Below are 25,546 nucleotides of genomic sequence, written 5' to 3'. Positions count from 1 at the left end.
CTCCTCCTAGCTTACGGGCTGACGCTTACCCCTCCCGGTTGTAGACGGGAGGGCGGCGCTCCAGAAAGGCGTTGACGGCCTCGGCAAAATCGGGCTGTCTGGCGCACCAGGCGATTTCCAGGGCCTCCTTGGCGTAGTATTCCTCCAGCCGGTCGTAGAAGAATTGCCGCAGGATGCGTTTCTGGGCGGCGTGGGCGTCGGTGGATTTGGCGGCCAGCTTTGCGGCCAGGGCATAGGCGGCCTCGGCCAGATGGCCCTCCTCGGCCAGCTGGCTGGCCAGACCGATCCGCACGCACTCCTCGCCGGGGCAGGGTTCGCCGGTCATCATCAACAGCTCGGCCCGTTCCGGCCCAACCAGGCGCATCAGGTTATAAATGCTGCCGGTGTCGCCGCTGAGGCCCAGGTTAACGAAGGCCATGACCAGCTTGCTGCTGGGGGACACCACCCGGAAGTCACAGGCCAGGGCGCAGCTCAGGCCGGCGCCGGTGGCGGTGCCGTTGATCATGGCGATGACCGGTTTGGGACACTCACGGATGGCGGTGGCCATAGCATCGGCGCGGAGGATCTGGTTGGGGTCCAGATAGACGCCGGTGTCGATGAGCTCCTTAAAGCGCTTGATGTCGCCGCCGGCGGAGAAATGCTTGCCGGCCCCGGTGATGACGATGGCTCCCACATCCTTGCGGGCGCCCAGCTCCGCCATGGCGGAAGCGATCTCACCGTAAGTCTCCCGGGCCAGGGCGTTTCTGACCTCCGGGCGGTTGATGGTCACGGTGGCGACGCGGTTTTCCACCCGGACCAGGATGGTGGTGTAATCCATAAAGATCCTCCTCTCAAACGATATGGCTTTGGATGTCCGCCACCACCGCCTCGGCCTCGGCGATCATGTCGTCCATGAGCCGGGCCACCGGCTTGATATCCTGGATGAGGCCCATGGCCGGGCTGACGGCGAAGAGGCCGCCGTCCACGTTGCCGTTTTGATAGCACTGGCGGCTGATCCGCCCGGCGATGACGGTCATCAGCTCCTGGAGGGTGGTGCCCCGCTTTTCCATCTCGGCGGTCAGCTTGGCGGCCATGTTGTTGGATACCCGGATGGCGTTGCGGATGGATTTCTGCACGATAACGGTGTCCTTTTCCCCGTGACTGAGGATCCAGTCCTTGTGGTTTTGGCTGATGGGACACTCTTCGGTGGCCACAAAGCGGGTGCCCATCACCACGCCGGAGGCGCCCAGCGCCAGGGCGGCGGCCAGGCCTTTTCCGTCGGCCACGCCGCCGGCGGCCAGCACGGGGCAGCCGCACTCGGCGGCCACCTTGTTGGCGATCACGAAGGTGCCGATGCCGTCCAGACTGGGGTGGCCGGCCACCTCATAGCCCGCGATGGTGATGACATCCGCGCCCTTTTCCCACATCCGTTTGGCCACGTGGGCATTGGGACTTTTATGGATGATCTTGATGCCGGCCTGCTTGCAGGCGGGCATGAATTCGCTGGGGTCCGCCCCGGCAAATTCGATGGCGGCCACCTGGTACTTGGCGCACACCTCGATGTACTTCATGATTTCGGGACCCTTGGTCAGGTCGGGCACCAGGGAGATATTGACGATGAAGGGTTTATCCGTCAGATCCCTCATCTCTCTGACGCCGTCGTCGAATTCCGCCGGGGTACTCCAGCAGGTCACGTTGATGGTGCCCATGCCGCCGGCGTTGGACACCAGAGAGGCGAACTTGGGCCAGCCGATGTTCTGCATGCCGCCCTGGACGATGGGCTTTTCGATGCCGAAAAGCTCGGTAAATTTGGTTTTAATCATAACTGCGGTCACCCCTTTATCTGTCTGTGTGCCGGATATGCCGGCGGTCACTCGATGCCGAAGGCCTGGAACACCTTGTCATTGTCCGCGCCGATGGGCCGGGCGTGTTCGGCTTGGGAGGGCTCCAGGCAGCCCATCCGGACCGGCGGCTGGGCCAGGGTGATGGCGTCGCCGTTGGGATAGGTGATGGGGGCCATAAAGCCGTTCACCAGGGCCTGTTCGCTCCGGTGGTTGTCGCTGAAATGGCCCAGCTTGCTGGCGATGATGTCGGCCTCCTCCAGCTTTTTGAGCAGTTCGTCTCCGTCGAGCTGGGCGACCTTCTGCTCGAAGATACGGATGGCCTCCTCCCGGCGGACGGGGTCGAAGGTGGCCTGCTTGGTGTTGTACCGCTCGTCGTCGATCATCTCCTCGGCGTGGACGGCCTCGCACCAGGACTTCCAGTAGCGCTCGTACTCGTTGACCACGGGGAGGATCCAGTCGCCGTTTTTGGTCTTGTAGGGAACGCCCATGGGACCGCCCTGATAGCGGCCCCGGGGCCACTTATAGCCAAACTGGGTGCCGGTGGACATGATGCTGAAGAGCCACATGCCGGCGCCATAGAGGGAAATGGAGACATAGTCGCCCTTGCCGCTCTGAGCGCGGCCCAGCAGGGCGGTGCTGATGGCGCCGGAGAGGACCGTACCGCAGATGAGGTCGCCGAAGCCCATGGGCAGGTAAGTGGGGTAATTGCCCGGGGCCTCCACCATCATATCCTGGATAAAACCGCCGGTGGCGAACATGGCGATGGCGTCAAAGCCGGGGAAATCGGCCTTGGGTCCCTTTTCGCCGTAGCCCAGGATGATGCTGTAAATGAGCTGGGGATACTGTTCCTTGAGGCTTTCATAGTCCAGCCCCATTTTTTTGAGGGCTTTGGGGCGGTTGTTGGTGAGGAATACATCGGCCTTGGACAGCAGCTTGTGAAAGCGGGCCATATCGCCGGGCTGCTTCAAGTCCAGCATGACCATATCCTTGCCGCCGTTGATGGTGTCAAAAATGGGGTTTTCCTCCTCGGTGGCGGGACAAAAGAGAGTGGGACCGAATTTCCGCTCCACATCGCCGGCGGGCGCTTCGACTTTGATGACGTGGGCGCCCTGAGTGGCAAGGATGCGCCCGCAGGATGGCGCCGCGATATAGGTTGAGAGTTCGACTACGGTGATCCCTTCCAATGGCTTCATGATAGATCCTCCTTACGAAATGAAGGCCCTTCGGCCCGTGTATCAGTACGGATTTAGTTTATCAAAGGAGGCGCGAAGAGCACAGTGCATTTCATCCAAAAGGGGGCAGTTCTCTTTTGCTCTTTCATGTGCAAAATAGCTATCGTCCGTTTTTTTCGGTGATGAGAAGTGTCTATGGTCATTACCTACAAGTTTTACGCCGAGAAAGCGGCGGCTTTTTGGACGAAATAATGGTGAGTACCCCCGCGCTTTCCGCTAAACTTAGACCATGAAGGTGGGGAAATCCGCCTTGCCTGCCGAAGGATGTCCAGGGGAAACCGATGAGAAAGGATGCGTTCCGACATTGAAAAAAGACGTAAATGGTTATTTTCAAGGGTGTACGAGCCTTGGGCAGATCATCGACCGCTCGGTGGAGCTTTATCCCGAGCGTCTGGCCGTTGTATCAGGAGACCGGCGCCTCACTTACCGGGAGTTCTACGAGCAGGTATGCCGCTTTGCCCAGGTGCTCCGGCGGGACGGCGTCAAGCCGGGGGACCCGGTGGCCGTAATTTCCAGGAACTGCGCGGAGTTCCTGGTGGCAGAGTTCGCCATTTTGAAGCTGGGCGCGGTGGCGGTAAAAATCAACTGGCGGTTTGCGCCGGAGGAGCTGGTGGATCTTCTGGAGTTCAACCGGGTTCGCCACGCCATTGCCCGCTATGAGCGCTGGGACTGGGGGCAGAAGGTCTACGAGCGGACGAAGGATCACATCACCTTTTATCTCATCAATCCGGATGAACGCGGGGTGTCCCCCTTTCAGGCCGCCATTGACAGCGCGCCGCCGGCGGAGCGGTTTGTACCCGGACCGGCAGACCCGGAGGCGCCGGCGCTGCGGGTCCATACCAGCGGGACCACCGGGCGGGCCAAATGCGTGGTCCATACCAACGGGGCGCTGCTGGAGCAGCTGCGCAACTGTTCTTCCGTTCTGGCCTTTTCCGCCGGCGGCATTTTCCAGATGACCAGCCAGCTTTTCCACATCGCCTGTGTGGGCGCCTATTTGACCCTTGCCGTAGGCGGGACCCTGGTTTTGATGTCCCGCTTTGAGGTGGGGGAGTATCTGGCCGCCTTCGACCGGGAAAAGGTCACCGGGATCAGCGTGATCCCGGTGGTGCTCAAGCGCCTGCTGGAATCGCCCCAGTTCAAGGAGTATGATTTTTCCCATCTGCGTTTTTTGAACTACTCCACCTGTCCCATGTCCAAGGCCCTGCTGGAGGAGGCCATCGAAAAGCTGCACTGTGACTTTTACCAGTCCTACGGCATGACCGAGATGGCCTCCATCGTCACCGTTTTGAGCCCGGAGGACCATTTTTCCGACAACGGCAAGCACCTTTCGTCGGTGGGCAAGCCCATCCCGGGCGTAGAGGTGCGCATCCAGCGGCCGGACGGCACGGTGTGCCCGCCGGGGGAGGAGGGGGAAATCGTGGTGCGGGGCCCCGGACAGATGAAGGGCTATTTTACCGACGATCCCACCCTGAACCAGCAGGTCCTGGTGGACGGCTGGTATCACACCCGGGACATCGGGTGGCTGGATCAGGACGGCTTTCTCTACCTGCGGGGCCGCAAGGACGACCTGATCATCTCCGGCGGGGAAAATATCTATCCCATGGAGGTGACCAACGTCATCATGCAGCTCACCGATGACGTGGCCGAGGCGGTGGTGTACGGAATTCCGGACGAGGAGTGGGGCGAACGCATCAAGGCCAGCGTGGTCCTGCTGCCCGGCAGCCGGTTGACCGGAGAGGAGATCAAAACCTACTGCCTGGAGCATATGCCCCACTATAAGGCCCCGAAGGAAGTGGAAATTTTGCCGGAATTGCCCCGGAATTCCACCGGAAAGGTGATGCTCTGTGCGCTCAGGCCCCATCCGGAGGAGATATAAACGCCCGTCCCAACCTATGAGAAAAGGAGCTGTTCGTCTGTGGAACTGAAAAATTTCAAGCTGGAAATCGACCCGCAGGGGGTGGCCGTGCTGACCGCCAACCGCCCCGAAAAGCGCAACGCCATGAATGACCTTTCCTGGCGGGAGGTCAACGAGTTCTTTACCTGGGCGGACACCGCCCCCGAGGTAAAGGTGGTGATCCTGACCGGGGCGGGGGACAAGGCCTTTATCGCCGGCGCGGACATCGGCAGCCTGGCCGTCAAAAAATCCACCGACTGTCTGGGCGGCGCGGCGCAGAAGGCCCTGGATAAGATCGAATCCTGCGCCAAGCCGGTCATCGCCGCGGTCAACGGGTACGCCTTTGGCGGCGGATGTGAGGTCGCCATCGCCTGTGATTTCCGGGTGGTGTCGGAAAACGCCGTTTTTGCCCTGCCGGAGACGGGATTGGGCATCCTGCCCGGCGCGGGCGGCACCCAGCGCCTGGCCCGGCTGGTGGGGCTTGGACGGGCCAAGGATGTCATTTTGCTGGGCCGCAAAATCGGCGCGCAGGAGGCGGTGCAGATCGGCCTTGCCACCAAGTGCGTGCCCCAGGCGGAGCTGCTGGCCGAGGCCGGGAAAATGGCCTCCAAGCTCATCGCCAAGGGACCGGTGGCCCTGCGCATCGCCAAGCGGGTGGTGCAGGCGTCCCTGTCCGCCAGCCAGGACGTGGGGATGCTCACCGAGATGCTGGCCCTCAGCGTGCTGTGCAGCACCGAGGACAAGGCCGAGGGCGTCGGCGCCTTTTTGGAAAAGCGCACGCCGGCCTATCAGGGGAAATAAGGAAAAAAGAGACCTCGTGGAGCCGTCCGGAATGGTTCCACGAGGTTTTTTGCGGCTTTATTCGGCCAAAAGAAGGGTCAAACGGGCCAATCCAGCAGCTGGGCGGCGTTTTGGAAGGAAATCTGCTCCAAAGCGCGGGAGGAGAGCCCGGTCCGCTCCAGGGCGCGCAGTGCAAAGCCGGCGCTGTCCCAGGGGGTGTCGCTGCCGAAGAGGACGCGCGCAGGGTCCAGACGCCCCAAAAAGCGGGAGAGGGTGGAAGAATCGAAGTACCGGGCACAGTAGCCGAGGTCCACATAAATGGGGAGGCGGAGCAGGGTGGACAGCTGCTCAGGCGCGCCGCACAGCCCGCACAGGTGGGCGCCGATGACCTGGGCGCCCGCAAAGTGAGGCAGAATGGCCGCCATCTGGTCGGGCACAAGGGAAATGGGGTGCCCCGGATGCCTGCCGCAGTGGAAGAGGACCGGCAGTCCCATATGGCCCATCTCCCGGTACAGGGGGAAGTAGCGGGAATCGGTGGGATCGAAGCGCTGGAACATGGGGTGGAGCTTGACGCCGTGAAGGCCCAGCGCTTTGATGCGCCACAGCTCCTCCATGGCGTCGGGGGCGTCGGGGTGGACCGAGCCGAAGCAGCGCAGCCGTCCCCCCGAGCCCTCCTGTACTTCACGGGCAAACTGGTTGACGCCGTGGGCGCTGGACGGCCTGTGGGCCACGTGGAGGACCACCGCCCGGTCGATGCCGGCGTCGTCCAGATCGTGGAGCAGACCGGCCAGGGTGCCGTCGGGCAGTGTTGCGTCCCCCGGCCCCTTCCAGCCGCGCAGAGCGGCGGCGGCCAGGTTGTCCGGGTAGCAGTGGGTATGGATATCCAGGATCATAAAGGGGTCCCTCTTCTCTTTTTAGTGGACGATCCCCAGGGCAACGGCCGCGCAGGCTGCCGCCAGCGCGCAGATGCCGGGAATGTAGGTGAAGAACAGATAGAGCCGCAGGCATTTGGAATAGGGGAGCTTCAGCACGGCGGCGGCGTTGGAGATACCGGCGTTGTGGGGGGCGATGCTGGTAAAGGTGGTGATGGTCATCATGCGGTGAGCGGCCTCGGCGCTCAGGCCGGCGGCAGTGAAGCTGTCCAGCATCTGTCCGCCAAAGGCGGGGATGGGGGCGATGACCGAGGCCATGATGAAGGAGGACAGCAGGCCAAGACCGCAGCCCTGGGCCAGATCGGGGAGCATCCCCAGCAGCACCTCAAAATAGGAAAAACCCTCCATGGAGCGGATGACCACGCCGATGGCGTAGGTGGCGGCCACACCCAGCACGGGACCCGCCGAGGACATGACGCCCCGGGCCAGAGAGGTTTTCAAGATGGGGCGCAGATTGGACCAGCAGGTCACAATGGTCAAAAGGCAGCCCAGGCACAGAACCGGCACCACCGGCAGCCCCAATCCGGCGGCCAGAAAGACCACCGTCACCGCGGGCAGCAGGCTCAGAGGCAGGCTGGGCAGACGGTCCTCCGAGAGGCCGGTATCTACCTCAGCGGCCAAAATCCCCTCGCCGGAGGGCAGGAAGCCCTCGCCTTCCCGCTCCACCTTGCGGGCGGTCATGCGCAGCAGCAGGAGAAAGACGGCCTGAAAGACCGCCGTGGCGATGAGGGAGAGGAGGGGACTGGCGGTCAGGGTGGTGCCGCATACGTCGATGGCGTACACGTTGCCCGCCTGGAGAGAGCCCACCAGAAAGGTGGCGGCGATGCTCTGGGCGCCGCCGCAGCAGTAGAGCCGCCAGGGGGTATTGGTCCGCTGGAAGAGGTCGCGGGCGATGGGCAGCACGGTAAAGACCACCACAAAGCCGGTGATGCCCACATAGCACAGCACAAAATAGAGGGCCGCCACCAGAAGCATACTGAAAAACTGCTGATCCTTCCGGCTTTTGCAGATGATTCTGGAGATAGAAAGGGCGATGCGCTTGGCGCTGCCGCCGTCCCCCATCAGCCGGCCCAGCAGCGCGCTGAAGAGAAAGAGCAGCAGATAGTCGCGGATGAAACCGGCCAGGCCGGGCAGATAGTATTCCGTCAGGCCGGTCAACGGGTCCTGACCGGAGAGGAGAAACATGACGCAGCTGCACCCGATGGCGGAGAGCATGAGGTCGTAGCCGCGAAAGGCCAGCACGATGAAGAGCGTCAGACTCAGCAGAATGGCGATAAAACCGTACATGGAGGGCCTCCTGTCTCTTTTTATGATGGTTCTCATTATAAAAAAATCGCTCCATGCTGAATAGTGCAATCACTACAAAAAGGAGGGGAGCAATTCCCGCTGCTTTTGGTCAGGATGATTGGCGGTGGACAGGAGGGGTGCATAGTAACCACAAATACCCGGGATGGTATGGGAGATATTTTGTTTAGTATTACCATGAAAGCAGAGGGGGACTGTGGTAAGATAAAAGGCGCAAACGGCCGGGTATGACGGCCATTTCCGACCTTGCGGACAGTGGGAAAGGAGCGGCGTAAAGATATGGAACAACATAAACCCCTGCGGGGTGTAAAGGTAGTGGAGCTTTCTCTCATGGTAGCGGCGGCCAGCTGCGGGCGTATGATGGCTGATTGGGGCGCCGACGTCATCAAGGTGGAGAATACCAAGGGGGGAGACAATTTCCGCAAATGGCCGCTGGGCATCGGCGCGCCGGCGGATGATGACTACGACCCGCTTTTTGACAATCTCAACGCCAACAAGCGGGCCATCAGCCTGGACACCCGTACCCCGGCGGGCCAGGAGGTCATGTACAAGCTGCTGGCCGGGGCGGATGTGTTTTTGACCAACCTGCGGACCGAAGCGCTGAAAAAATCTGGTCTGGACTACGACACCCTCCATCAAAAATTCCCCAAGCTGGTCATGGCCCAGCTGGACGGCTATGGCGAAAAGGGGGAGGAGGCCGGACGTCCCGGCTATGACAACACCGCGTTCTGGGCCAGAGGCGGCTTTTTGTACAGCCAGAGCGTCTATGGCGACAGTCCGGATACCTACCCGGTCTATATGCCCATGGGCTTTGGCGACGTAACCTGCGCCATGGGCATGATGGCCGCTACCGTGTCCGCCGTGCTCAGCGCCCGCCAGACGGGCAAAGGCGACCGGGTCTCCCTGAGCCTGTACGGCACCGCCATTTGGCTGGCCAACATTCTGGTTTCCGGCGCCCAGTACGGCTTCCATCTGCCCAAGCGCCGGGAAAATTCCAGCCCCTTCGGCGCGCCCTTCAAATGCAGCGACGGCCGCTGGTTTATGCCCCAGGTGGTCAACTTCAACCGGGACGCGGCGCTCTTTTATAAGCTCCTGGGTGCGGAGGATATGATCGGCGATCCGCGCTATGCCACCCGGGCCAATTTCAACAAGGTAGAGATCTGCAAGCCGGTGATGGAGCGCTTTGAAAAGGCCTTTGCCACCAAAACGGCGCGGGAGTGGCAGCAGATCTTCTCCGAAGCCGACCTGTCCTGCGAGATCCTCTACGGCTATGACGATATCCTCACCGATCCCCAGGCCATTGTGAACGATTTCGTATATAAGATGGAGTATCCCAACGGCAAATCCTCCATGCTGGTACGCAGTTGCCTGAGAAGCCAGGAGATGGGCCTGCCCGAGTTCCGCCCCGGTCCCATGCTGGGCGAGCACTCGGTGGAGATCCTGAAAGAGCTGGGGTACGGCGAGGAGCAGATTCGGACCATGCTGGACAGCGGCGCGGTGAAACAGCATCCCTGACCAAAACAGAACCAAAACATACAGGACCGCCGCGGGGCTATCTAGGCCCGCGGCGGTCCTGCGTCTGTGGAATAAGGCAACGGCTGATTTGACGAAAAATCCATACCCAGCTTTACCGGGCGGCGGTCTGTTCCTCGGGCATCATCTCATAGTACTTGTCCCGGAACTGGGTGAACAGCGCCTCGAAATCCCGGTCGTGGCCGTGGTGGAGGGCGTGGAGATAGGCGTGGGAGTCCACCCGGACCAGGGCGTCGCTGGGGGCGGTCTCCTGGAGGATGCACAGAGCCACGTTGGAACAGTGGTCGGAGATCCGCTCCAGATTGATGAGCAGTTCCAAAAACTGCGCGCCCATCTCGGCGGTGCAGGCCCCCTGCTTGAGCCGTTCGATGTGGCGGCGCTCCAGCTCCTTATGGATCAGGTCCACCACCTCCTCCAGCGGCTCCACTTGCAGCGCCTCCTCCCGGGAGTAGCGGTCATAGCAGTCCACGGCCCGCACGATGGCCTCGTCCACGGCGGCGGTAACCACGTTCAGCTCGGCCTGCGCCGTCTCTGAGAGGGACAGGTCGTGCTCGTGGAGATAGGCGGCCGATTCGGAGAGGTTGACGGCATAGTCGCCGATCCGCTCAAAGTCGGAGACGGCGTGGAGGAGCTCGGAGATCTTGTCGCTGTCCTCGGGGGAAAGAGACTGGCCGGAGAGGCGGATGAGGTAGTTGTCCAGCATATCCTGGAGCTTGTCCACGGCAGTCTCGGTCTCATTGAGGCGGTCCAGCTTGCGGGGGTCCCAGTGAGAGAGCAGGGAGACGGCCAGGCGGTAGTTGTCCAGCACGAAATGGCCCATCTGGACGGCGGACTCGTGGGCCTTGCCCAGAGCCACCGAGGGGGTGGAGAGGAAGCGCTCGTCCAGCACCGAGAGTTCCCGCTGCTCGGCGTCGCCGGGGATGATCTTCTCGGCCAGGGTGACCAGCGTCTGATGGAAGGGGAGGAGCAAAAGGGTGCAGCAGACGTTGAAGGCCAGATGGAGGTTGGCGATGTTGCCCCGGTCCATGACGGCGTCCCAGAAGGAGAAGTGGAACAGGGCGTTGCCCGTGTAGAGCAGGAGGAGGAAGAACAGGGAGCCGATGACGTTGAAGAGCAGGTGGATGCAGGCGGTGCGCTTAGCGTTGCGGCTGGCGCCCACGCTGGAGATGAGGGCGGTGACGCAGGTGCCGATGTTCTGGCCCATGATGAGGGGAAAGGCGATGTTGAAGGTGACCACGCCGGTGGAGGACATGGCTTGCAGAATGCCCACCGAGGCCGAGGAGCTCTGGATCAGGGCGGTGACCAGGGCGCCCATCAGCACGCCCAGCAGGGGATTGGAGAAGGCCACGAAGAGCTCCTGAAAGGCGGGGAGGGTCTGGAGGGGGGCCAGAGAGCGCTCCAGGGTGTTCATACCGATGAAGAGGAGGGCCAGGCCCAGGGCGATCTGGCCCACGATCTGCCGTCGGCCGCCCTTGAGGAAGAGGTAGAGGACGATGCCCACCACAGCCAGGATGGGGCCCAGAGAGCTGGGCTTGAGGAAGAGCATGAGCAGGTTATCGGAGGAAATATCGCCCAGTGCCAAAAGCTGCGCGGTGACGGTGGTGCCGATGTTGGCACCCATGATGATGCCCACAGTCTGGCGAAGCTTCATCACGCCGGCGTTGACGAAGCCCACGCACATGACAGTGGTAGCGGCAGAGCTCTGGATCAGTCCGGTGACCAGGGCGCCCAGCAGCACGCCTTTGAATACATTGCTGGTCAGACGCTCCAGGATCCGTTCCAGGCGGCCGCTGGAGAGCTTTTCCAGGCCATCTGTCATGATGGACATACCGAAGAGGAAGGTGGCAATGGAGCCCAGCATGGAGATGACATCGGTTAAATTCATTGGATCTCCTCCAGTCGTTTGATTCCGATTGTTTTCCCATACATAAAAAATTATATACTATTTTTTGACGCATCGTAAATCCTTCCAAGTGAAATCATAAAAAATTTCTATTTCTAATAAAAAAGGAGGGGAATTTTCATGAATTTTAGGGATAGACAAAGACGGGAGGACGGAGGGATAAGGCGCGGAAGAGACTTCCAAAGAAGATTTTTGATTGTGCTTATCATGAAATTTGCCACTCTTTATGGCAAATCATTGCAGAAAGGGTTCTTTGAGGACATAAATTTATATCAAAATGCTATTGCAGGCCGGGCCGGGATATGATATGATGCGACTGCATCCAGGGGAGGGCGGCAAGGAAAAGAAGCCGCGCCCCGGTGCAAAAGAAAACGCGGCCTGTGCGTGTCCGTCCCCACGATGGGCGGACGTCCAATGGACAAACGCCAATTATGAAGGAGAGATTCAAATGAAGCAGTTCCAGTACACCATTACCGATCCCGTGGGCATTCACGCCCGTCCCGCTGGCGCCCTGGTCAAGGCCGCCAAGGAGTTTGATAGTGTCGTCCTGGTGGAGTTCAACGGCAAGACCGCTGACATCACCAAGCTGATGTCCCTGATGGCGCTCGGTATTCGCTGCAATGATACCATCACCGTCACCGTGGCCGGCCTCGACGAGGATGAGGCTGTGGTGGCCGTGGAGAAGTTCTTCAAGGAGTACCTGTAATCCGGCCGGGAGGCCGGGGCGAAGCGGGCGGCGCCGGAGCTGTGCCGGTACCGCCCATAAGGAGAGTGTCATATGGTAAGCAGGAAGATATTCCTGAACACTGTGGAGGAAGTCAAGGCTTTTGTTGACATCATCACCCCCTGCCCCTATGAGATCGACCTGATTTCCGGCCGGTTTCTGGTGGACGCCAAGTCCATGCTGGGGATTTTCAGCCTGGACATCTCCAAGCCCGTCCGTATGGACATCCACACGGATTCGTGCGACGCGCTGCTGGAGCAGCTCAAGCCCTATCTGGTGGAGGAATAAAGGAAAATCAAGGAAGAAGGTCCGCCGCGCATCCGACGATGTGCAGGCGGGCTTTTTGTGTCTTTGGGGCGAACATAGGGACTGGCCGGTGTGGAATAGGATGGGAGGACGGGAATCGACCGTCAAGCTGGATACGGGAGGGATGATTGTATGATACCGGCGTGGATCGTATTGGCGCTGAACAGCCTCTTTGTCACGCTGCGCCTGAGCGGTGGGGAGAGCGGCTCCTTTCCTCGGCCGCTCAAGGCGGAGGAGGAGCGGGACTGCCTGAGCCGGATGGCGGAGGGCGATACCCAGGCCAGAGACCGGCTCATCGAGCACAACCTGCGCCTGGTGGCGCACATTGTCAAAAAGTACTACACCCCCAACGGGGATCAGGACGACCTGATCTCCATCGGCACCATCGGGCTCATTAAGGGAGTCACCACCTTCAAGTCGGACAAAAACGTCCGCCTTGCCACCTATGCCTCCCGGTGCATTGAAAATGAGATCCTGATGTATTTTCGCGCCCAGAAAAAGCTGCAAGGGGAGGTATCCCTCTCCGACAGCCTGGACGCCGACGGAGAGGGGGGGAGCCTCTCCATTCTGGACACCCTGGCGGTGGAGGACGATTTGCTGGAGGAGCTGGACACCCGGGACGCCTGCCGGAAGGTGCGCCTTTGCGTGGAGCGCTGTCTGGACCAGCGGGAAAAAACGGTGGTGGTTCTGCGCTACGGACTCAACGGCGCCAAACCCCTGACCCAGCGGGAGGTGGCTGCCCGCTGCGGCATTTCACGGTCCTACTCAGCTGCGATAATAGAGACAAAATGCGCAAAGGATACTTTACCTGAGAGGGTTTATTTGTTATAATAGATAACAAATTACACCGTGCTCTCCTGTTGGGGCACGGCTGGAACAGAAAAACAGTGCCGCGCTCCGGCGCAGCCGAAGGAGGAAACGCCATGCTCCAGATCGCTGTGGTTGAGGACGAGGAACTTTATCTCGGACAGATGCAGGACTTCATCCGACGGTACGGCGAGGAGAACGGCGAAGAGATCGAAGTCGCCATATTTCGGGACGGTACGGAGATCCTGCATCATTATCGGCCCATCTATGACATCATCCTTCTGGATATCGAGATGCCCGGCACCGACGGTATGTCCACCGCCCAGGAGATCCGGAAGTTTGACAGCGACGTGGTCCTTCTGTTTGTCACCAATATGGCGCAATACGCTATTCAGGGCTACTCGGTGGGAGCGCTGGATTTTGTCCTCAAGCCGGTCAACTATACCACCTTTTCCTTAAAATTCAAACGGGCCATCAGCAAGGCCAGGCAGCGGGAGCGGGGGCAGATCCTGCTGGCCCTCCACGAGGGGGTCAAACGGCTGGATACCCGGCAGATCTATTATGTGGAGGTCCAGAACCGGGTGCTCCACTACCATACCGACGAGGGGATTTTTTCCCTGCGCGGCACCATGCAGAGTGCGGAAAAGGAGCTGGAACCCCACCATTTTGTCCGCTGCAATCACTGGTACCTGGTCAACCTCCGCCACGTCTCCGAGATCCGCAGGGACACGGTCCTGGTGGCCGGCGAAGAGCTGGAGATCAGCCGGCGGAGCAAGACCGCCTTTCTGACGGCGCTGACCAACTACATGGGAGGTGCGGGCGCGCAATGAAGCTGGAAGGCTTTACCATGGGAAGAGCATGGACCTCCGTCACGCTGATGGTCTGCTGCATGCTCTTCTGCCTGCCGCTGGAGCGGCGGGAACGGCCAAGACTCCGGGCGGCGGTCTTTGTGACGGCGGTAATCGCGGTATCCGTGACCCTGGGGCGGCTCATCCCCCAGGCCAGCCTGCTGGACCTTGCCATTTACTATCTCTTTGCCAGCCTTTTTTTCCTCGCCTGCGGCGAACTCCGGGCCCAGGAGGCCATGTACTGCGGCATTTGGTCGCTGATTATTCAGCAGGTCGGCACCGAGCTGATGCTGCTGGTCAAGGACGGCGCGGAGTATATCCGTCTGCCCTCGCCGGCGGGGCCGTTGACCGGCCTTTTGGCGGGTCTTGTTTTCTATGGAGCCATCGGTTTTACCATCGCCCGTTGGATGCCCCATAAGGGACACTACGACGTGGGCCCCAGGCAGTTTATCTCGGCGCTGTTCCTACTGGTGATTTTTGAGCTGTTGTTCAACATGATGTTTACCGTCAAATACCAGCCGGTGGACAGCGGACGGACGGTCACCGTGCTGCTGGTCCAGTGCTACTGCGTGACGGTGCTCTATCTGCAAAACGAGCTTTTCAAAAAAAGCGCCATGCGCCACGAGCTGGAGACGCTGGACCGGCTGTGGCACCAGCAAAAGGAGCAGTACAGCCTGGCCAAGGAGAACATCGCCCTCATCAACCGCAAATGTCATGACCTCAAGCATCAGGTGGCCGCCATGCGCACCATTGCCGGACCGGAGGAGCGGGAAAAATACCTGCGGGAGGTGGAGGATTCGGTGCGCATTTATGAGGCCATCGTCCAGACCGGCAATGAGGTGCTGGATACCGTCCTCACGGAGAAAAGCCTGCTGTGCGAGGCAAAGCATATCAAGGTCAACTGTGTGGCGGACGGCAGCCGTCTGCGCTTTATGGACCCGGTGGATCTGTACGCCATCTTCGGCAACGCCCTGGACAACGCCATCGAAAGCATCAAGGATTTTCAGGACCCGGGTCTGCGCTTCATCGACGTCCAGGTCTATACCGAGCGGCAGTTTCTCATCATCCATGTGTCCAATCCCCTCCGCCACTCCCTCACCTTCCAGGACGGACTGCCGGTGAGCACCAAGCCCAACAACGGCTACCACGGCTTCGGCCTCAAGAGCATCCGGCACACCGCCAGGAAGTACGGCGGCTGCCTGACGGTGGAGGCGGAGGACGGGTGTTTTCACCTGCGGATTCTCATTCCGCTCAACGGGACGGATGGAGGGGGAACACCGTCATAATGACGAAAAAACAACTTTTCTTTTGTATAAAAGACCGATAAAAGAGGGAGAGATGGGCAAAAAGATAGGATAAAGTGCGGGTAGAATGGGAAAAATCAAAACCGGACCATATGGAGACCGTATGGTCCGGTTTCTGTTTTGGCATAGAATTTGCTGTTGACCACTTAGGCACGAATGATGACCACTTAAGTCAAATCACTTGCGTTTTTCGGAAAAAAACCCTACAATAAAACTGCATTATGGCCCCGCAAACTTGTGAAAAGCCACAGAGGACGCGGCGGCGAAACGAGATGGAGTGTGTGAAAAGGTGGGAGAGCGTACCATGAGGACAATTGTCAATTTGAATCAGGACTGGCATTTTACCGGTCGGGACGGGAAGGAGATTCCTGTCAACATCCCCCATACCTGGAACAATTTTGACGGACAGGACGGCGGAAATGACTACTACCGCGGTACCTGCCACTACCGCAAGACCTTTGCCAAGCCGGCGTTCCAGGCCGGTGAGGAGCGGGTCTACCTGGAGTTCCGGGGCGTCAACGCCAGCGCCGACGTGGAGCTCAACGGACAGCGGGTCTGCCACCACGACGGCGGCTACTCCACCTTCCGGGCGGACGTGACCGATCTGCTGGCTGAGCAGAACGAGCTGCGCCTGGCGGTGGACAACAGCAAGAACGACACCGTCTATCCTCAGGTGGCCGATTTCACTTTCTACGGCGGCATTTATCGTGACGTGCTGCTGGTGACGGTCAACAAGGACCACTTTGATATGGACTACTGGGGCAGCGAGGGTCTGAAGATCACCCCCACCGTGGACGGCAAGGACGGTAAGGTCCAGGTGGAGACCTTCCACAGCGCGGATGGCGCCAAGGTGACCGTGGAGCTGCTGGACGCCGCCGGAAAGCGGGTGGCCGCCGGAGCGGGGACCAACGTGACCCTGACCATTCCGAAGGTCCATCTGTGGGACGGTCTGGATGACCCCTATCTTTACACCGCCGTGGCCCGTCTGGAGCGGGACGGCGCGGTAAAGGACGAGGTCCGCGCCCGGTTTGGCGTGCGCACCTTCCGGATGGACCCGGACAAGGGCTTTTTCCTCAACGGCCGGTCCTATCCCCTGCGGGGTGTCTGCCGCCATCAGGACCGCCGGGACATGGGCAACGCCATCTCCAAGGCCGAGCACCAGGAGGATATGGACCTGATCCGCGAGATCGGCGCCAATACCATCCGTCTGGCCCACTATCAGCACGATCAGTTCTTCTATGACCTGTGCGACGAGTACGGCCTGGTGGTGTGGGCCGAGATCCCCTATATCTCCTCCCACATGAACAACGGCCGGCAGAACACTTTTGACCAGATGCGGGAGCTCATCGTCCAGAACTACAACCACCCCTGTATCGTGACCTGGGGCCTGTCCAATGAGATCACCATCTCCACCAAGGACAAGGCCGACATGCTGGACAACCACCGCAAGCTCAACGATTTCTGCCACAAGATGGACCCCACCCGGCCCACCACCCTGGCCTGCTACGCCATGTGCGGTCCCTTCAATAAGGTGGCTCATATTTCCGATATCGTCTCCTGGAACCTGTACCTGGGCTGGTATGTACCCGGCCTGAAGCTCAACGATCTGTGGATGGAGTTCTTCCACTGGAAGTACCCCAACCGCTGTCTGGGCTACTCCGAGTACGGCGCCGAGGCCATGACCAACCTCCACTCCTCCCACCCCAAGCGGGGCGATCATACCGAGGAGTATCAGGCCATCTATCACGAGTATATGCTGGAGTGCTTCGAGCGGCATCCCTATCTGTGGGCCACCCATGTGTGGAACATGTACGACTTTGCCGCCGACGCCCGGGATCAGGGCGGCGAACCCGGCATGAACCACAAGGGCCTGGTCACCTTTGACCGGAAGATCAAGAAGGACAGCTTCTATATCTACAAGGCCTGGTGGAGCGACGAGCCTTTCGTCCACCTGTGCGGCAGCCGCTATGTGGACCGTCCCGAGGCGGTGACCGAGGTGAAGGTCTATTCCAACCAGCCCAAGGTGGCCCTCTACCAGAACGGAAAGCTGGTGGGCGAGCAGACCGGACAGCGGATCTTCAAATTCCAGGTGAAGCTGGAAGGGGAGAACAATCTGGAGGCTGTGGCAGGCGACTGCCGCGACACCTCCTTCATCCGCAAGGTGGATACCCCCAACCCCGCCTATACCCTCCAGAAGGGGAAGAGCAAGAGCCAGAACTGGGTGTGATCCAAAGGACACGCCAAACGGGACATGAGAGAGGAGCTGATGCCTGCCCGACGAAGCGGAAGAAGAAAAAATCAGAGTTAAAGAGGAGGAATTTCGTAATTATGGAAAAGAAGAAAAGAAAAGCGTTGTGGCGGGGCCTGAGCAGCCTGATGTGCTTCATCCTGGCTTTCTCCATCCTTCTGGGCAACATCCTGGAGGCCAACGCAGGCACCATTGACACCTACCTGGGCACCCTCAGCGAGGTGACCGTCTCCGAGAACACCGAGGAGAACCCTCTGTACGACAAGTTTGCTCCGCCGGCCGAGCTCCTCAATGAGGACGGCACCGGCAACTCCACCGCTCTCATCCAGGCCGCCATGGACCTCAACCGCCGTGAGGTGGCCGAGGGCGCGGTGCTGCTGAAGAACGACAACAACGTCCTGCCCCTGTCCAGTGGCTCCAATGTCACCCTGCTGGGCATCCGCTCCCACGTAAACCTGCTGGGTTCCAGCTTTGGTGTAAAGGCCCAGGGCCCCTACATCAGCCTGGAGCAGGCGCTGAGCCAGAACCGGACGGATTTTGCCAACACCATCACCACCACCCAGAACACCAACGCCACCTCCCGTGAGGTCGCCACCAGCGTCAACAAGACCATGGAGTCCTGGACCGGTGAGGAGTTCGATTTTGAGGGCGCGGGCTTCAATGTTAACCCCACCATGGTTGAGATCTATGACAAGCTGAACGAGACCTACAACCACGCCAACAACGAGAACGCCGAAGAGGTCTACAACCCCGGCGAGCCCTCCGTGGAGGAGATCGCCGCCGTGAACGGCAGCTATCAGGACAGCTTTGCCCAGTATGGCGACGCCGCCATCGTGGTGCTCGGCCGTCCCAGCGCCGAGTCCAAGGACTTCCTGCCCGGCGGCATCGCCGAGGGCCTGGACTTCGAGCATGACGAGCCCCTCTCCCTGACTCAGAACGAGCTGGACGCCGTGGAGCTGGCCAAGCAGTGCTCCGACAAGGTCATCGTCCTGATCTCCAGCTCTTCCTCCGTAGAGATCGGCACGCTGAAGAACGACCCCGAGGTTGACGCCATCATGTGGATCGGCGCCCCCGGCTGCTACGGCATGCTGGGCGTGGCCGACATCCTCTGCGGCCGTGTCAGCCCCTCCGGCGGCCTGTTCGACATCTTCACCACCTACAATATGTCTGCCCCCGCTATGCAGAACATGGGCAAGATGTACTACACCAACACTGCCGAAGAGATCACCCGTACCGGCGGCGTGCTGGGCTTCGTGCCCGGCGCCTACACCATCGAGGCCGAGGGCATCTACGTGGGCTACCGTTACTACGAGACCCGCTACTATGACGCCGTGGCCGGCACCGGCAACGCCACCGATCCCACCGGCGCTTATGCCTCCACCACCGAGTGGAACTACGACAACGAGGTCACCTACGGCTTCGGCTACGGCATGAGCTACACCGACTTCTCCTTCGCCTTTGAGGGCGAGCCCCAGTTTGACATCAGCACCGATCCCGAGACCGGCGCGCCCAACGCCTATGCCACCTTCAACGTCCGCGTGACCAACACCGGCGACGTGGCCGGCAAGACCCCCGTTCAGATCTACGGCCAGGCGCCCTACACCCCCGGCGGTGTAGAGAAGTCTGCCATCCAGCTGCTCAACTTTGAGAAGAGCAGCGAGCTGCAGCCCGGCGAGTCCGAGGTCATCCCCGTGAAGGTGGACCTCCAGTACATCGCCAGCTATGACGAGACCTATGACAACGGCGACGGCACCACCGGCACCTACATCATGGATCCCGGCGACTACTACTTCTCCGTGGGCAACGGCGCCCACGACGCCCTGAACCACATCATGGCCGCCCAGGGCATGGACGCCACCCGCATGGTGGGCGTCGGCAATGCCCAGCAGGCCTACATGGTGAACATCACCGAGGACTTCATCTCCAAGACCATGTTCTCCGTGTCCAAGACCGGCTATCCCATCCACAACCAGCTGCCCTATGCCGACTGGAACTACTATCAGCCCGGCGAGGTTACCTACCTGTCCCGTACCGACTGGGCCGGTACTTACCCCAAGTCCTATGACGCCATGACCCTCACCAATGAGGAGCTCATCAACAACCTCAACGGCAAGACCTATACCCTCCAGACCAGCGACGACACCTCCGACATTGTCTGGGGCGCGGACAACGGCATCCAGTTCTACGAGATGTACGGCGTGCCCTATGACGATCCCAAGTGGGATCAGCTGCTGGATCAGCTGACGCTGGAAGAGGCCATGTACATCTTCAGCTTCGGCGGCCCGTCCATCCCCGGCGCGGATTCCATCGGCACCGTGGAGACCTACATGACGGAAAACGCCGGTAACGGCATCGCCGTGGCCCTCAACGCCTCCAAGGACCCCAACGCCCCCTGGGCCATCCCCGCCAGCGACGTCAACGGCAGCTGGCATCCCGAGGTGTTTGCCAACGCCCCCATCGGCGCCTCTACCTTTAACCCCGAGCTCATGTACGAGCTGGGCGTCTTCACCGGCATCGAGTCCCTCTTCACCGGCATCAACATCCTGTGGGGCCCCGGCCTGAACACCCACCGTCACGCTTACAACGGCCGTAACGGCGAGTATTACTCCGAGGATCCCGTCCTGTCCGGCGTGGCCGCCATGGAGTTTGCCATCGGCGCGCTGGAGTATGGCCTGGTCGCCGCCCCCAAGCACTTTGCCTTCAACGACCAGGAGTCCGAGCGCGGCGGCGTGTCCCCCTACATGACCGAGCAGCGTGCCCGCGAGGTGGAGCTGCGCGCCTATCAGATCGCCTTTGAGGCCACCAAGTACGATACCGAGGAGTATGACGCCGGCATGCGCGGCCTGATGACCTCCTTCTCTAAGATCGGCTCCATCGAGTGCACCACCAGCGAGGGCCTGATGACCGAGATCCTGGCCAACGAGTGGGGCTTCATCGGCTACGCTGTTACCGACATCTATGACGACGTGGACCTGTGGACTGCCGTGCTGAACTCCGGCACCACCTGCTTCGACACCCGCGGCCAGTCCGGCTTCTACGGCGCCACCACCCTGGAGAGCTCCAACCTGTTCCAGAACCTGATCGAGGGCGTGGGCCTGAACGCCCACCTGATCGACGGCGACGCCAACCTGCAGCTCAAGCTGAAGGATGCGGTCCACAAGAACATCTATGCCTGGACCGAGAGCCATCTGATGAACCGCTACAATGCCACCACCCACACTGAGAGCCAGATGACCTGGTGGCGTGCCACTTATTACGCCGTGGGCGGCATCTCCGCCGTGCTGATGGTGGCCAGTGCCGCTATGTACGTCCTGTCCTCCAAGGGCAAGAAGAAGTAAGGAGGGGAATGATATGAATATCAAGAATCAAGGACCTGCCTTCTATTGCAATGTGCTTGCCGCGATCCTGGGCATCGCCGGTGTGATTCTCACCATCGTCAGCAGCACCATGACCGTGGACAACGCCCTGCCCAACATCACCGTTCTGGCGGTGGCCGGCATCATCGGCGTCATCCTGGTGGCCGTGGCCGCCTATCTCCCCAACCGCCGCGGCAACTCCGACCTGATCTCCGCCGCCGCCGTGCTGGGCGCCATCGCCCTCTATATGTACACCCTGGGCGGCGCCGCCATTCAGCGCGTCATGCTGATTGCCGGTCTGTTCTCCTACAACGCCAACAACACCGCTGGCTGGAACATCTTCTATGTCAGCGTGGCCGCGTGGGTCTGCCTGCTGGTGGGCATTGTGTTCCTCATCATCGGTAGCTTCACCAAGTCCGTGAAGGAAACCGCCTGAGGCAGCAGTTCCACTGCGCTTCCGGCCAAAGCAAAAACCTGAGCGCTCCCCCGCCCCAGGACGGGGTGGGGGAGCTTGCCGTATTCATAACCCGCCAGAGAGGAAAAGGAGAGTTATCGATGAAAAAAGAGTCCGCTCCTTCCGGAAGTCCGGGAGGAACCCTGAACCGGGCAAAGCCCTATCAGCTGGTGCTGTTCCCGCTGAATAACGGCGCCACCAACGTCTATTACGTTCTGATTCTGACCTATATTGCCACCTTCGGCAACGTGGTCCTGGGTCTGGGCATGGTCTTTGCGTCCTTCATGGTGACCGGCATGCGCATCTTTGACGCCATCACCGACCCCATCATCGGCGCGCTGATGGACCGTACCAACGGTAAATTCGGTAAATTCCGCCCGTTTATGGCCATCGGCTGTATCACCATGGCGGTGTCCGTGATTGCGCTCTATATCCTGACCCCCTTTATCCCGGAGAGCATGATGTGGCTGCGCTATGTGGCCTTCGTGCTTTTGTACGCGGTGTGGGTCATCGGCTATACCTTCCAGACCTCCGTTACCCGCGCCGCCCAAGCCGTTTTGACCGACGACCCCAAGCAGCGCCCCCTGTTCACCATCTTCAACACCGTGGGTTCTCTGGCCGGCATGGGCGTGATGCAGTTTATCGGTCCCATCCTGGCCGGTGACACCATGTTCGGCGACTACAACCAGAGCTGGTTCGCCGCCATGACCCCCATCGGCATCGTGGTTTCCGTGATTCTGACCGTCCTGGCCATCATCGGCATTTGGGAGAAGGACCAGCCCAAGTACTTCGGTCTGGGCGCCTCCAAGAGCGAGAAGGTCAAGGTCTCCGAGTATCTGGCCATCATCCGCTCCAACAAGCCCCTTCAGCGCCTGATGGTTGCCGGCGGCGGCTGCAAGCTGGCGCTGTCTATCGCCACCAACCTCACCGTGCTGGCCATGCTCTACTCCTGCATGATGGGCAACTACGACGTGCTCTACCTGCCCATGATGGTGCTGGGCTATGTGTGCGCTGTGCCCTTCTTCGGCCTGACGGTCCGCACCTCTCAGAAGCACGGCCAGCGGGCCTCCCTGATGCGCTATGTGGCGGTGGCTCTGGTGTGTTATATCGGTGTGTTTGTGCTGCTGATGATGTGGCAGCGCACGCCTCAGATTACCTGTCCCAACACGGAGTGCGCCGGCAGCGGTGTGGTCCAGTGTGTGGACTGCGGCGGAACCGGCGCCGTGGACGGCGCGGAGTGTAAGGAGTGTAAGGGTGAGGGCACCGTGGCCTGTCCCGAGTGTAAGGGCGTGGGCCTTGTGAACGATCCCGAGGCCGAAAACCCCTTCGCCCTGTCTCTCTACTCCACTGAGGGCGGGTTCCACCTGACCATCAACCTCTATACCATCTTGTTTATCCTCTTCTTTGGTGTGGGCTACGGCGCTTACTACGCCACCGCCGATATGCCCATTCCCATGGTGGCCGACTGCGCCGACTACGAGACCTACCGCACCGGCAACTTCGTGCCCGGCATCATGGGCACCCTCTTCTCACTGGTGGACAAGCTGGTGTCCTCCCTGTCGGCCACGGTGGTGGGCGTTGCGGTGTCCTTCATCGGCCTTGAGACCTTGCCCACCAAGGCCACGCCCTATACCGAGGGCATGAACGTGGTGGTCATCGTCCTCTTCTGTGTCATCCCCATGATTGCCTGGGCCGCCACCCTCATTGCGATGAAGGGTTACTCCCTCACCGGCGAGCGCATGAAGGAGATCCGTATCATCAACGCCATGCGTAAGGAAGCCATCGCCAAAGGCATGAGCGTGGAAGAAGCCATGAAGATCGACAAGGTGCCTGAGTCGCTCCAACAGGCGGACTGAGTCGCTCCCTGACCCTCTGACACAGTAAAAAATTGCGTCTCCACGGACAGATCGTCTGTGGAGACGCTTTTTTGTTATCGGCGGCAGCGCAGGCGGAGCACCCATCCGCCTCCTTCCGCCGGCTCGGCCCGGTCCAGGAGCAGGGCCAGCCCCGCCCGGGAGAGCTGCCCGCCGCCGGGCAGAGGGAGGACAGGAAGCTCCGCCGTCCAGGGAGGCGGGGAGGGTGCGGCCAGGCGGTCCAGGGCCTCCGCGGCCTCCCGCGCCAGGCGGCGGTTGAGGGTCAGGATGGGCTCCGCCCCGCCGGCGGTCAGACGCCCCGCGGCCAGGTCCTCCGCCAGACGGCGGTCCAGCTGCCGGTACTGGCCGATGCGCCGCCGGTTGGCGGCCCGCTGGGCCTCCCACCAGTGCCCGGCGGGCATGGTCATGGGCGCGGGGGGAGAGACGCTCCACAGCCGGAAGAGCAGGGCAAACACCCGGCCCAGCAGATCCAGCAGGGCGGATTCCCGCCGCCGCACGCCGGCGCAGACAGGACACACCCAGTAGACGTAGCGCCGTCCGCCCGATTGGACCGGCCGGCGGACCATCCACCGCCCGCAGGGACAGCGCAGCAGGCCGGAGAGGAGATAGAGGGCGGACCGTCCCGGGGCGGCTCGGGTATCCCGGCCCAAAAGCTGGCTGACCCGGGCAAAAAGAGCGGGGGATACCAGGGGCGGGTGGGCGTGTTCCGTGCGGCTCCACGCCTCCGGCGGGCGGGAGAGACGGCGGGTGAGTTTATAATTGGGGGTATAGGACCGGCCCTGGGACAAAACGCCGGCGTAGGTCTCCTCCCGCAGGATACGCCCCACCGTCTGGGGACACCAGGCCGCCCGGGGACGGCGCTGGAAGGGAGTGTACAGGCTGCGGCCCATGAGGCGGTGATACTCCAGGGGGGAGGGGGCGCCCAGATGTTCCAGCCAGCGGGCCATGGCGCCCTCGCTGGCGCCGCACAGCTTCCAGAAAAAGAGGAGGGCCACGGTGGCGGCGGCCTCCGGGTCGGGGGCGAGGCGCTGGGGGCAGGCCGGGTCCCGGATATAGCCGTAGAGGGGGCAGGGGCCCAGATAGACCCCCTGTTGACGGCGGACGCTCCGCTGTGCCCTGGCCTTGACCGACAGGTCCCGGCTGTACGCGTCGTTGATGAGGCTGCGGAAGGCCAGCAGCAGACCGTCTCCCGACCGGCGGCAGGCGAGGCTGTCATATTCCTCCGTCACCGAGAGAAAGCGCACCCCCAGAGCGGGGAAAATACGCTCCAGATAGCGGCCCGTCTCGATGTAGTTGCGCCCGAAGCGGGAGAGGTCCTTGACCACGACGCAGTCCACCGCGCCGGCGCGGACCTGGTCCAGCAGGGCCTGCAAGCCGGGGCGGTCGAAGCGCACGCCGCTCCAGCCGTCGTCCACGAACTCCGCCGTAAGGCGCAGCTGAGGCCGTTGGGCCAGGAAACAGTCGATCAGCGCCCGCTGTCCGGCGATGCTCTCGCTCTCTCCCGGGGCGCCGTCCTCCCGGGAGAGACGCAGGTAGGAGGCGCACCGCCAGATTTTTTCAGGCCGGTCCACCGGCGTCCTCCAGAAGCTGTTCCAGGGTGGGGCCCTCCGGGTCAAAGACCAGGGTCACCGTCACGCCGTCCCAGCACAGCCGGCCGTCCACGCCAAGCCGCTCCGCCGCCAGCCGGCGCCCCTCTTCGCCGCCGTCCAGCCGGCGTTCCAGCTCCTCCAGGGTGATAGGTTCCACTTCACATCCCACCTTTCCCGGCAGTCTATGCGGGAAAGGCGGGGAATAGACTGTTGCATCGGATAAGGAGGGGTGACAATGGCGCGAAAAAGCAGGAGAAGGACGGCGGAGGCGGAACCTCCGGCGGAGCGGCGGAGGAGAGCGGTGCTCTATGCCAGGCTGTCGGCGGCGGATAACGGCCTTGCGGCGGGGGACAGCCTGGAGGTGCAGGTGGCGCTGCTGCGGGGCTATCTGGACGGGCATCGGGACCGGCTGGAGGAGGCGGCGGTGTTCCGGGACAACGGGGTGTCCGGCGTCCATTTCCGGCGGCCGGGGTTTCAGGGGATGATGGCCTACCTCCGGCAGGGGAAGGGCGACTGTGTGGTGGTGAAGGACCTGTCCCGGCTGGGACGGGACTGGGTGGAGACCTGCGCGCTGTTGGAGGAAGTGTTCCCGGCGCTGGGGGTGGAGGTCCGGCCGGTGAACGAGGGCGGGGAG

21 protein-coding genes are annotated in these 25,546 nt (G+C 61.4%); 13 read left to right on the top strand and 8 right to left on the bottom strand.

Going from position 1 to position 25,546, the window contains the following annotated elements:
- Nucleotides 1-25: 25 nt before the first annotated feature.
- From H7U37_RS05125 to H7U37_RS05115, 3 genes are read right to left on the bottom strand one after another with little or no spacing between them, the layout of a single operon-like run.
- Nucleotides 26-817 (bottom strand): enoyl-CoA hydratase/isomerase family protein, encoded by a 792-nt coding sequence (locus tag H7U37_RS05125; RefSeq protein ID WP_204874149.1) that lies wholly within the window; start codon nucleotides 815-817, stop codon nucleotides 26-28.
- Between the two features lie 13 nt (nucleotides 818-830).
- Nucleotides 831-1,802 (bottom strand): NAD(P)H-dependent flavin oxidoreductase, encoded by a 972-nt coding sequence (locus H7U37_RS05120; protein ID WP_204874147.1) that lies wholly within the window; start codon nucleotides 1,800-1,802, stop codon nucleotides 831-833.
- Nucleotides 1,803-1,849: 47 nt separating this feature from the next.
- Nucleotides 1,850-3,016: a CaiB/BaiF CoA transferase family protein gene (locus H7U37_RS05115; RefSeq protein ID WP_204874137.1), complete on the bottom strand. Its 1,167-nt coding sequence runs from the start codon at nucleotides 3,014-3,016 to the stop codon at nucleotides 1,850-1,852.
- Nucleotides 3,017-3,359: 343 nt separating this feature from the next.
- On the opposite strand from H7U37_RS05115, the gene H7U37_RS05110 reads away from it, so the two are divergent.
- Both H7U37_RS05110 and H7U37_RS05105 read left to right on the top strand, forming a co-directional pair.
- Nucleotides 3,360-4,931, top strand: a complete 1,572-nt coding sequence (locus H7U37_RS05110; RefSeq protein WP_204874135.1) for a class I adenylate-forming enzyme family protein — start codon at nucleotides 3,360-3,362, stop codon at nucleotides 4,929-4,931.
- 39 nt (nucleotides 4,932-4,970) lie between these two features.
- Nucleotides 4,971-5,750 carry an enoyl-CoA hydratase-related protein gene (locus tag H7U37_RS05105; RefSeq protein ID WP_204874133.1) on the top strand — a complete coding sequence of 260 codons (780 nt, stop codon included), beginning with the start codon at nucleotides 4,971-4,973 and terminating at the stop codon, nucleotides 5,748-5,750.
- Nucleotides 5,751-5,827: 77 nt separating this feature from the next.
- On the opposite strand, the gene H7U37_RS05100 is transcribed toward H7U37_RS05105, so the two are convergent.
- Together H7U37_RS05100 and H7U37_RS05095 are read right to left on the bottom strand one after the other, a co-directional pair.
- On the bottom strand, nucleotides 5,828-6,622 hold the full coding sequence (locus H7U37_RS05100) for an amidohydrolase family protein (protein WP_204874131.1): 795 nt from the start codon (nucleotides 6,620-6,622) through the stop codon (nucleotides 5,828-5,830).
- Nucleotides 6,623-6,643: 21 nt separating this feature from the next.
- Nucleotides 6,644-7,948 (bottom strand): hypothetical protein, encoded by a 1,305-nt coding sequence (locus H7U37_RS05095; protein WP_204874129.1) that lies wholly within the window; start codon nucleotides 7,946-7,948, stop codon nucleotides 6,644-6,646.
- Nucleotides 7,949-8,245: 297 nt separating this feature from the next.
- Between H7U37_RS05095 and H7U37_RS05090 the strand changes: the two genes are divergently transcribed.
- Nucleotides 8,246-9,481: a CaiB/BaiF CoA transferase family protein gene (locus tag H7U37_RS05090; RefSeq protein ID WP_204874127.1), complete on the top strand. Its 1,236-nt coding sequence runs from the start codon at nucleotides 8,246-8,248 to the stop codon at nucleotides 9,479-9,481.
- A gap of 112 nt (nucleotides 9,482-9,593) precedes the next feature.
- Here H7U37_RS05090 and H7U37_RS05085 read toward each other — a convergent pair whose 3' ends face one another.
- The gene (locus H7U37_RS05085) at nucleotides 9,594-11,384 is read right to left on the bottom strand and encodes a Na/Pi cotransporter family protein (protein ID WP_243413748.1); all 1,791 of its coding nucleotides are present in this window, start codon (nucleotides 11,382-11,384) and stop codon (nucleotides 9,594-9,596) included.
- Nucleotides 11,385-11,850: 466 nt separating this feature from the next.
- On the opposite strand from H7U37_RS05085, the gene H7U37_RS05080 reads away from it, so the two are divergent.
- The 9 genes from H7U37_RS05080 to H7U37_RS15650 all read left to right on the top strand — a co-directional run bounded on the left by H7U37_RS05080 (nucleotide 11,851) and on the right by H7U37_RS15650 (nucleotide 23,305).
- Nucleotides 11,851-12,108 (top strand): HPr family phosphocarrier protein, encoded by a 258-nt coding sequence (locus tag H7U37_RS05080; protein ID WP_204874125.1) that lies wholly within the window; start codon nucleotides 11,851-11,853, stop codon nucleotides 12,106-12,108.
- 72 nt (nucleotides 12,109-12,180) lie between these two features.
- A complete protein-coding gene (locus H7U37_RS05075; protein WP_204874123.1) occupies nucleotides 12,181-12,414 on the top strand; it encodes an HPr family phosphocarrier protein in 234 nt (77 codons plus the stop codon).
- 150 nt (nucleotides 12,415-12,564) lie between these two features.
- The gene (locus H7U37_RS05070) at nucleotides 12,565-13,263 is read left to right on the top strand and encodes a sigma-70 family RNA polymerase sigma factor (protein ID WP_204874121.1); all 699 of its coding nucleotides are present in this window, start codon (nucleotides 12,565-12,567) and stop codon (nucleotides 13,261-13,263) included.
- A 92-nt stretch (nucleotides 13,264-13,355) separates the two neighbouring features.
- Complete coding sequence (locus H7U37_RS05065) at nucleotides 13,356-14,069, top strand: LytR/AlgR family response regulator transcription factor (protein WP_204874119.1); 714 nt, start codon at nucleotides 13,356-13,358, stop codon at nucleotides 14,067-14,069.
- Nucleotides 14,066-15,373 carry an ATP-binding protein gene (locus tag H7U37_RS05060; RefSeq protein WP_204874117.1) on the top strand — a complete coding sequence of 436 codons (1,308 nt, stop codon included), beginning with the start codon at nucleotides 14,066-14,068 and terminating at the stop codon, nucleotides 15,371-15,373. Before H7U37_RS05065 ends, H7U37_RS05060 begins: the two co-directional genes overlap by 4 nt.
- 322 nt (nucleotides 15,374-15,695) lie before the next feature.
- On the top strand, nucleotides 15,696-17,618 hold the full coding sequence (locus H7U37_RS05055) for a glycoside hydrolase family 2 protein (RefSeq protein ID WP_204874115.1): 1,923 nt from the start codon (nucleotides 15,696-15,698) through the stop codon (nucleotides 17,616-17,618).
- A gap of 101 nt (nucleotides 17,619-17,719) precedes the next feature.
- Nucleotides 17,720-20,977, top strand: a complete 3,258-nt coding sequence (locus H7U37_RS05050; protein WP_204874113.1) for a glycoside hydrolase family 3 C-terminal domain-containing protein — start codon at nucleotides 17,720-17,722, stop codon at nucleotides 20,975-20,977.
- A 13-nt stretch (nucleotides 20,978-20,990) separates the two neighbouring features.
- Nucleotides 20,991-21,431: a hypothetical protein gene (locus H7U37_RS05045; RefSeq protein WP_204874111.1), complete on the top strand. Its 441-nt coding sequence runs from the start codon at nucleotides 20,991-20,993 to the stop codon at nucleotides 21,429-21,431.
- Between the two features lie 119 nt (nucleotides 21,432-21,550).
- Nucleotides 21,551-23,305, top strand: coding sequence for an MFS transporter (locus H7U37_RS15650; protein WP_243414239.1), 1,755 nt, complete (start codon nucleotides 21,551-21,553; stop codon nucleotides 23,303-23,305).
- Between the two features lie 74 nt (nucleotides 23,306-23,379).
- On the opposite strand, the gene H7U37_RS05035 is transcribed toward H7U37_RS15650, so the two are convergent.
- Nucleotides 23,380-24,894, bottom strand: a complete 1,515-nt coding sequence (locus H7U37_RS05035) for a recombinase family protein (protein ID WP_204874109.1) — start codon at nucleotides 24,892-24,894, stop codon at nucleotides 23,380-23,382.
- Nucleotides 24,881-25,069 carry a hypothetical protein gene (locus tag H7U37_RS05030; RefSeq protein ID WP_204874107.1) on the bottom strand — a complete coding sequence of 63 codons (189 nt, stop codon included), beginning with the start codon at nucleotides 25,067-25,069 and terminating at the stop codon, nucleotides 24,881-24,883. The genes H7U37_RS05035 and H7U37_RS05030 overlap by 14 nt, the downstream gene beginning before the upstream one ends.
- 78 nt (nucleotides 25,070-25,147) lie before the next feature.
- Between H7U37_RS05030 and H7U37_RS05025 the strand changes: the two genes are divergently transcribed.
- Nucleotides 25,148-25,546, top strand: a 399-nt coding sequence (locus H7U37_RS05025) for a recombinase family protein (protein ID WP_204874105.1), incomplete at its 3' end; no start/stop codon positions are given.

It is taken from the genome of Pseudoflavonifractor phocaeensis, from assembly GCF_016901735.1.
Lineage (GTDB): Bacteria > Bacillota > Clostridia > Oscillospirales > Oscillospiraceae > Pseudoflavonifractor_A.
Note: the sequence above shows the minus strand (reverse complement) of the source record. Positions and strands in the feature narration are given on the sequence as shown.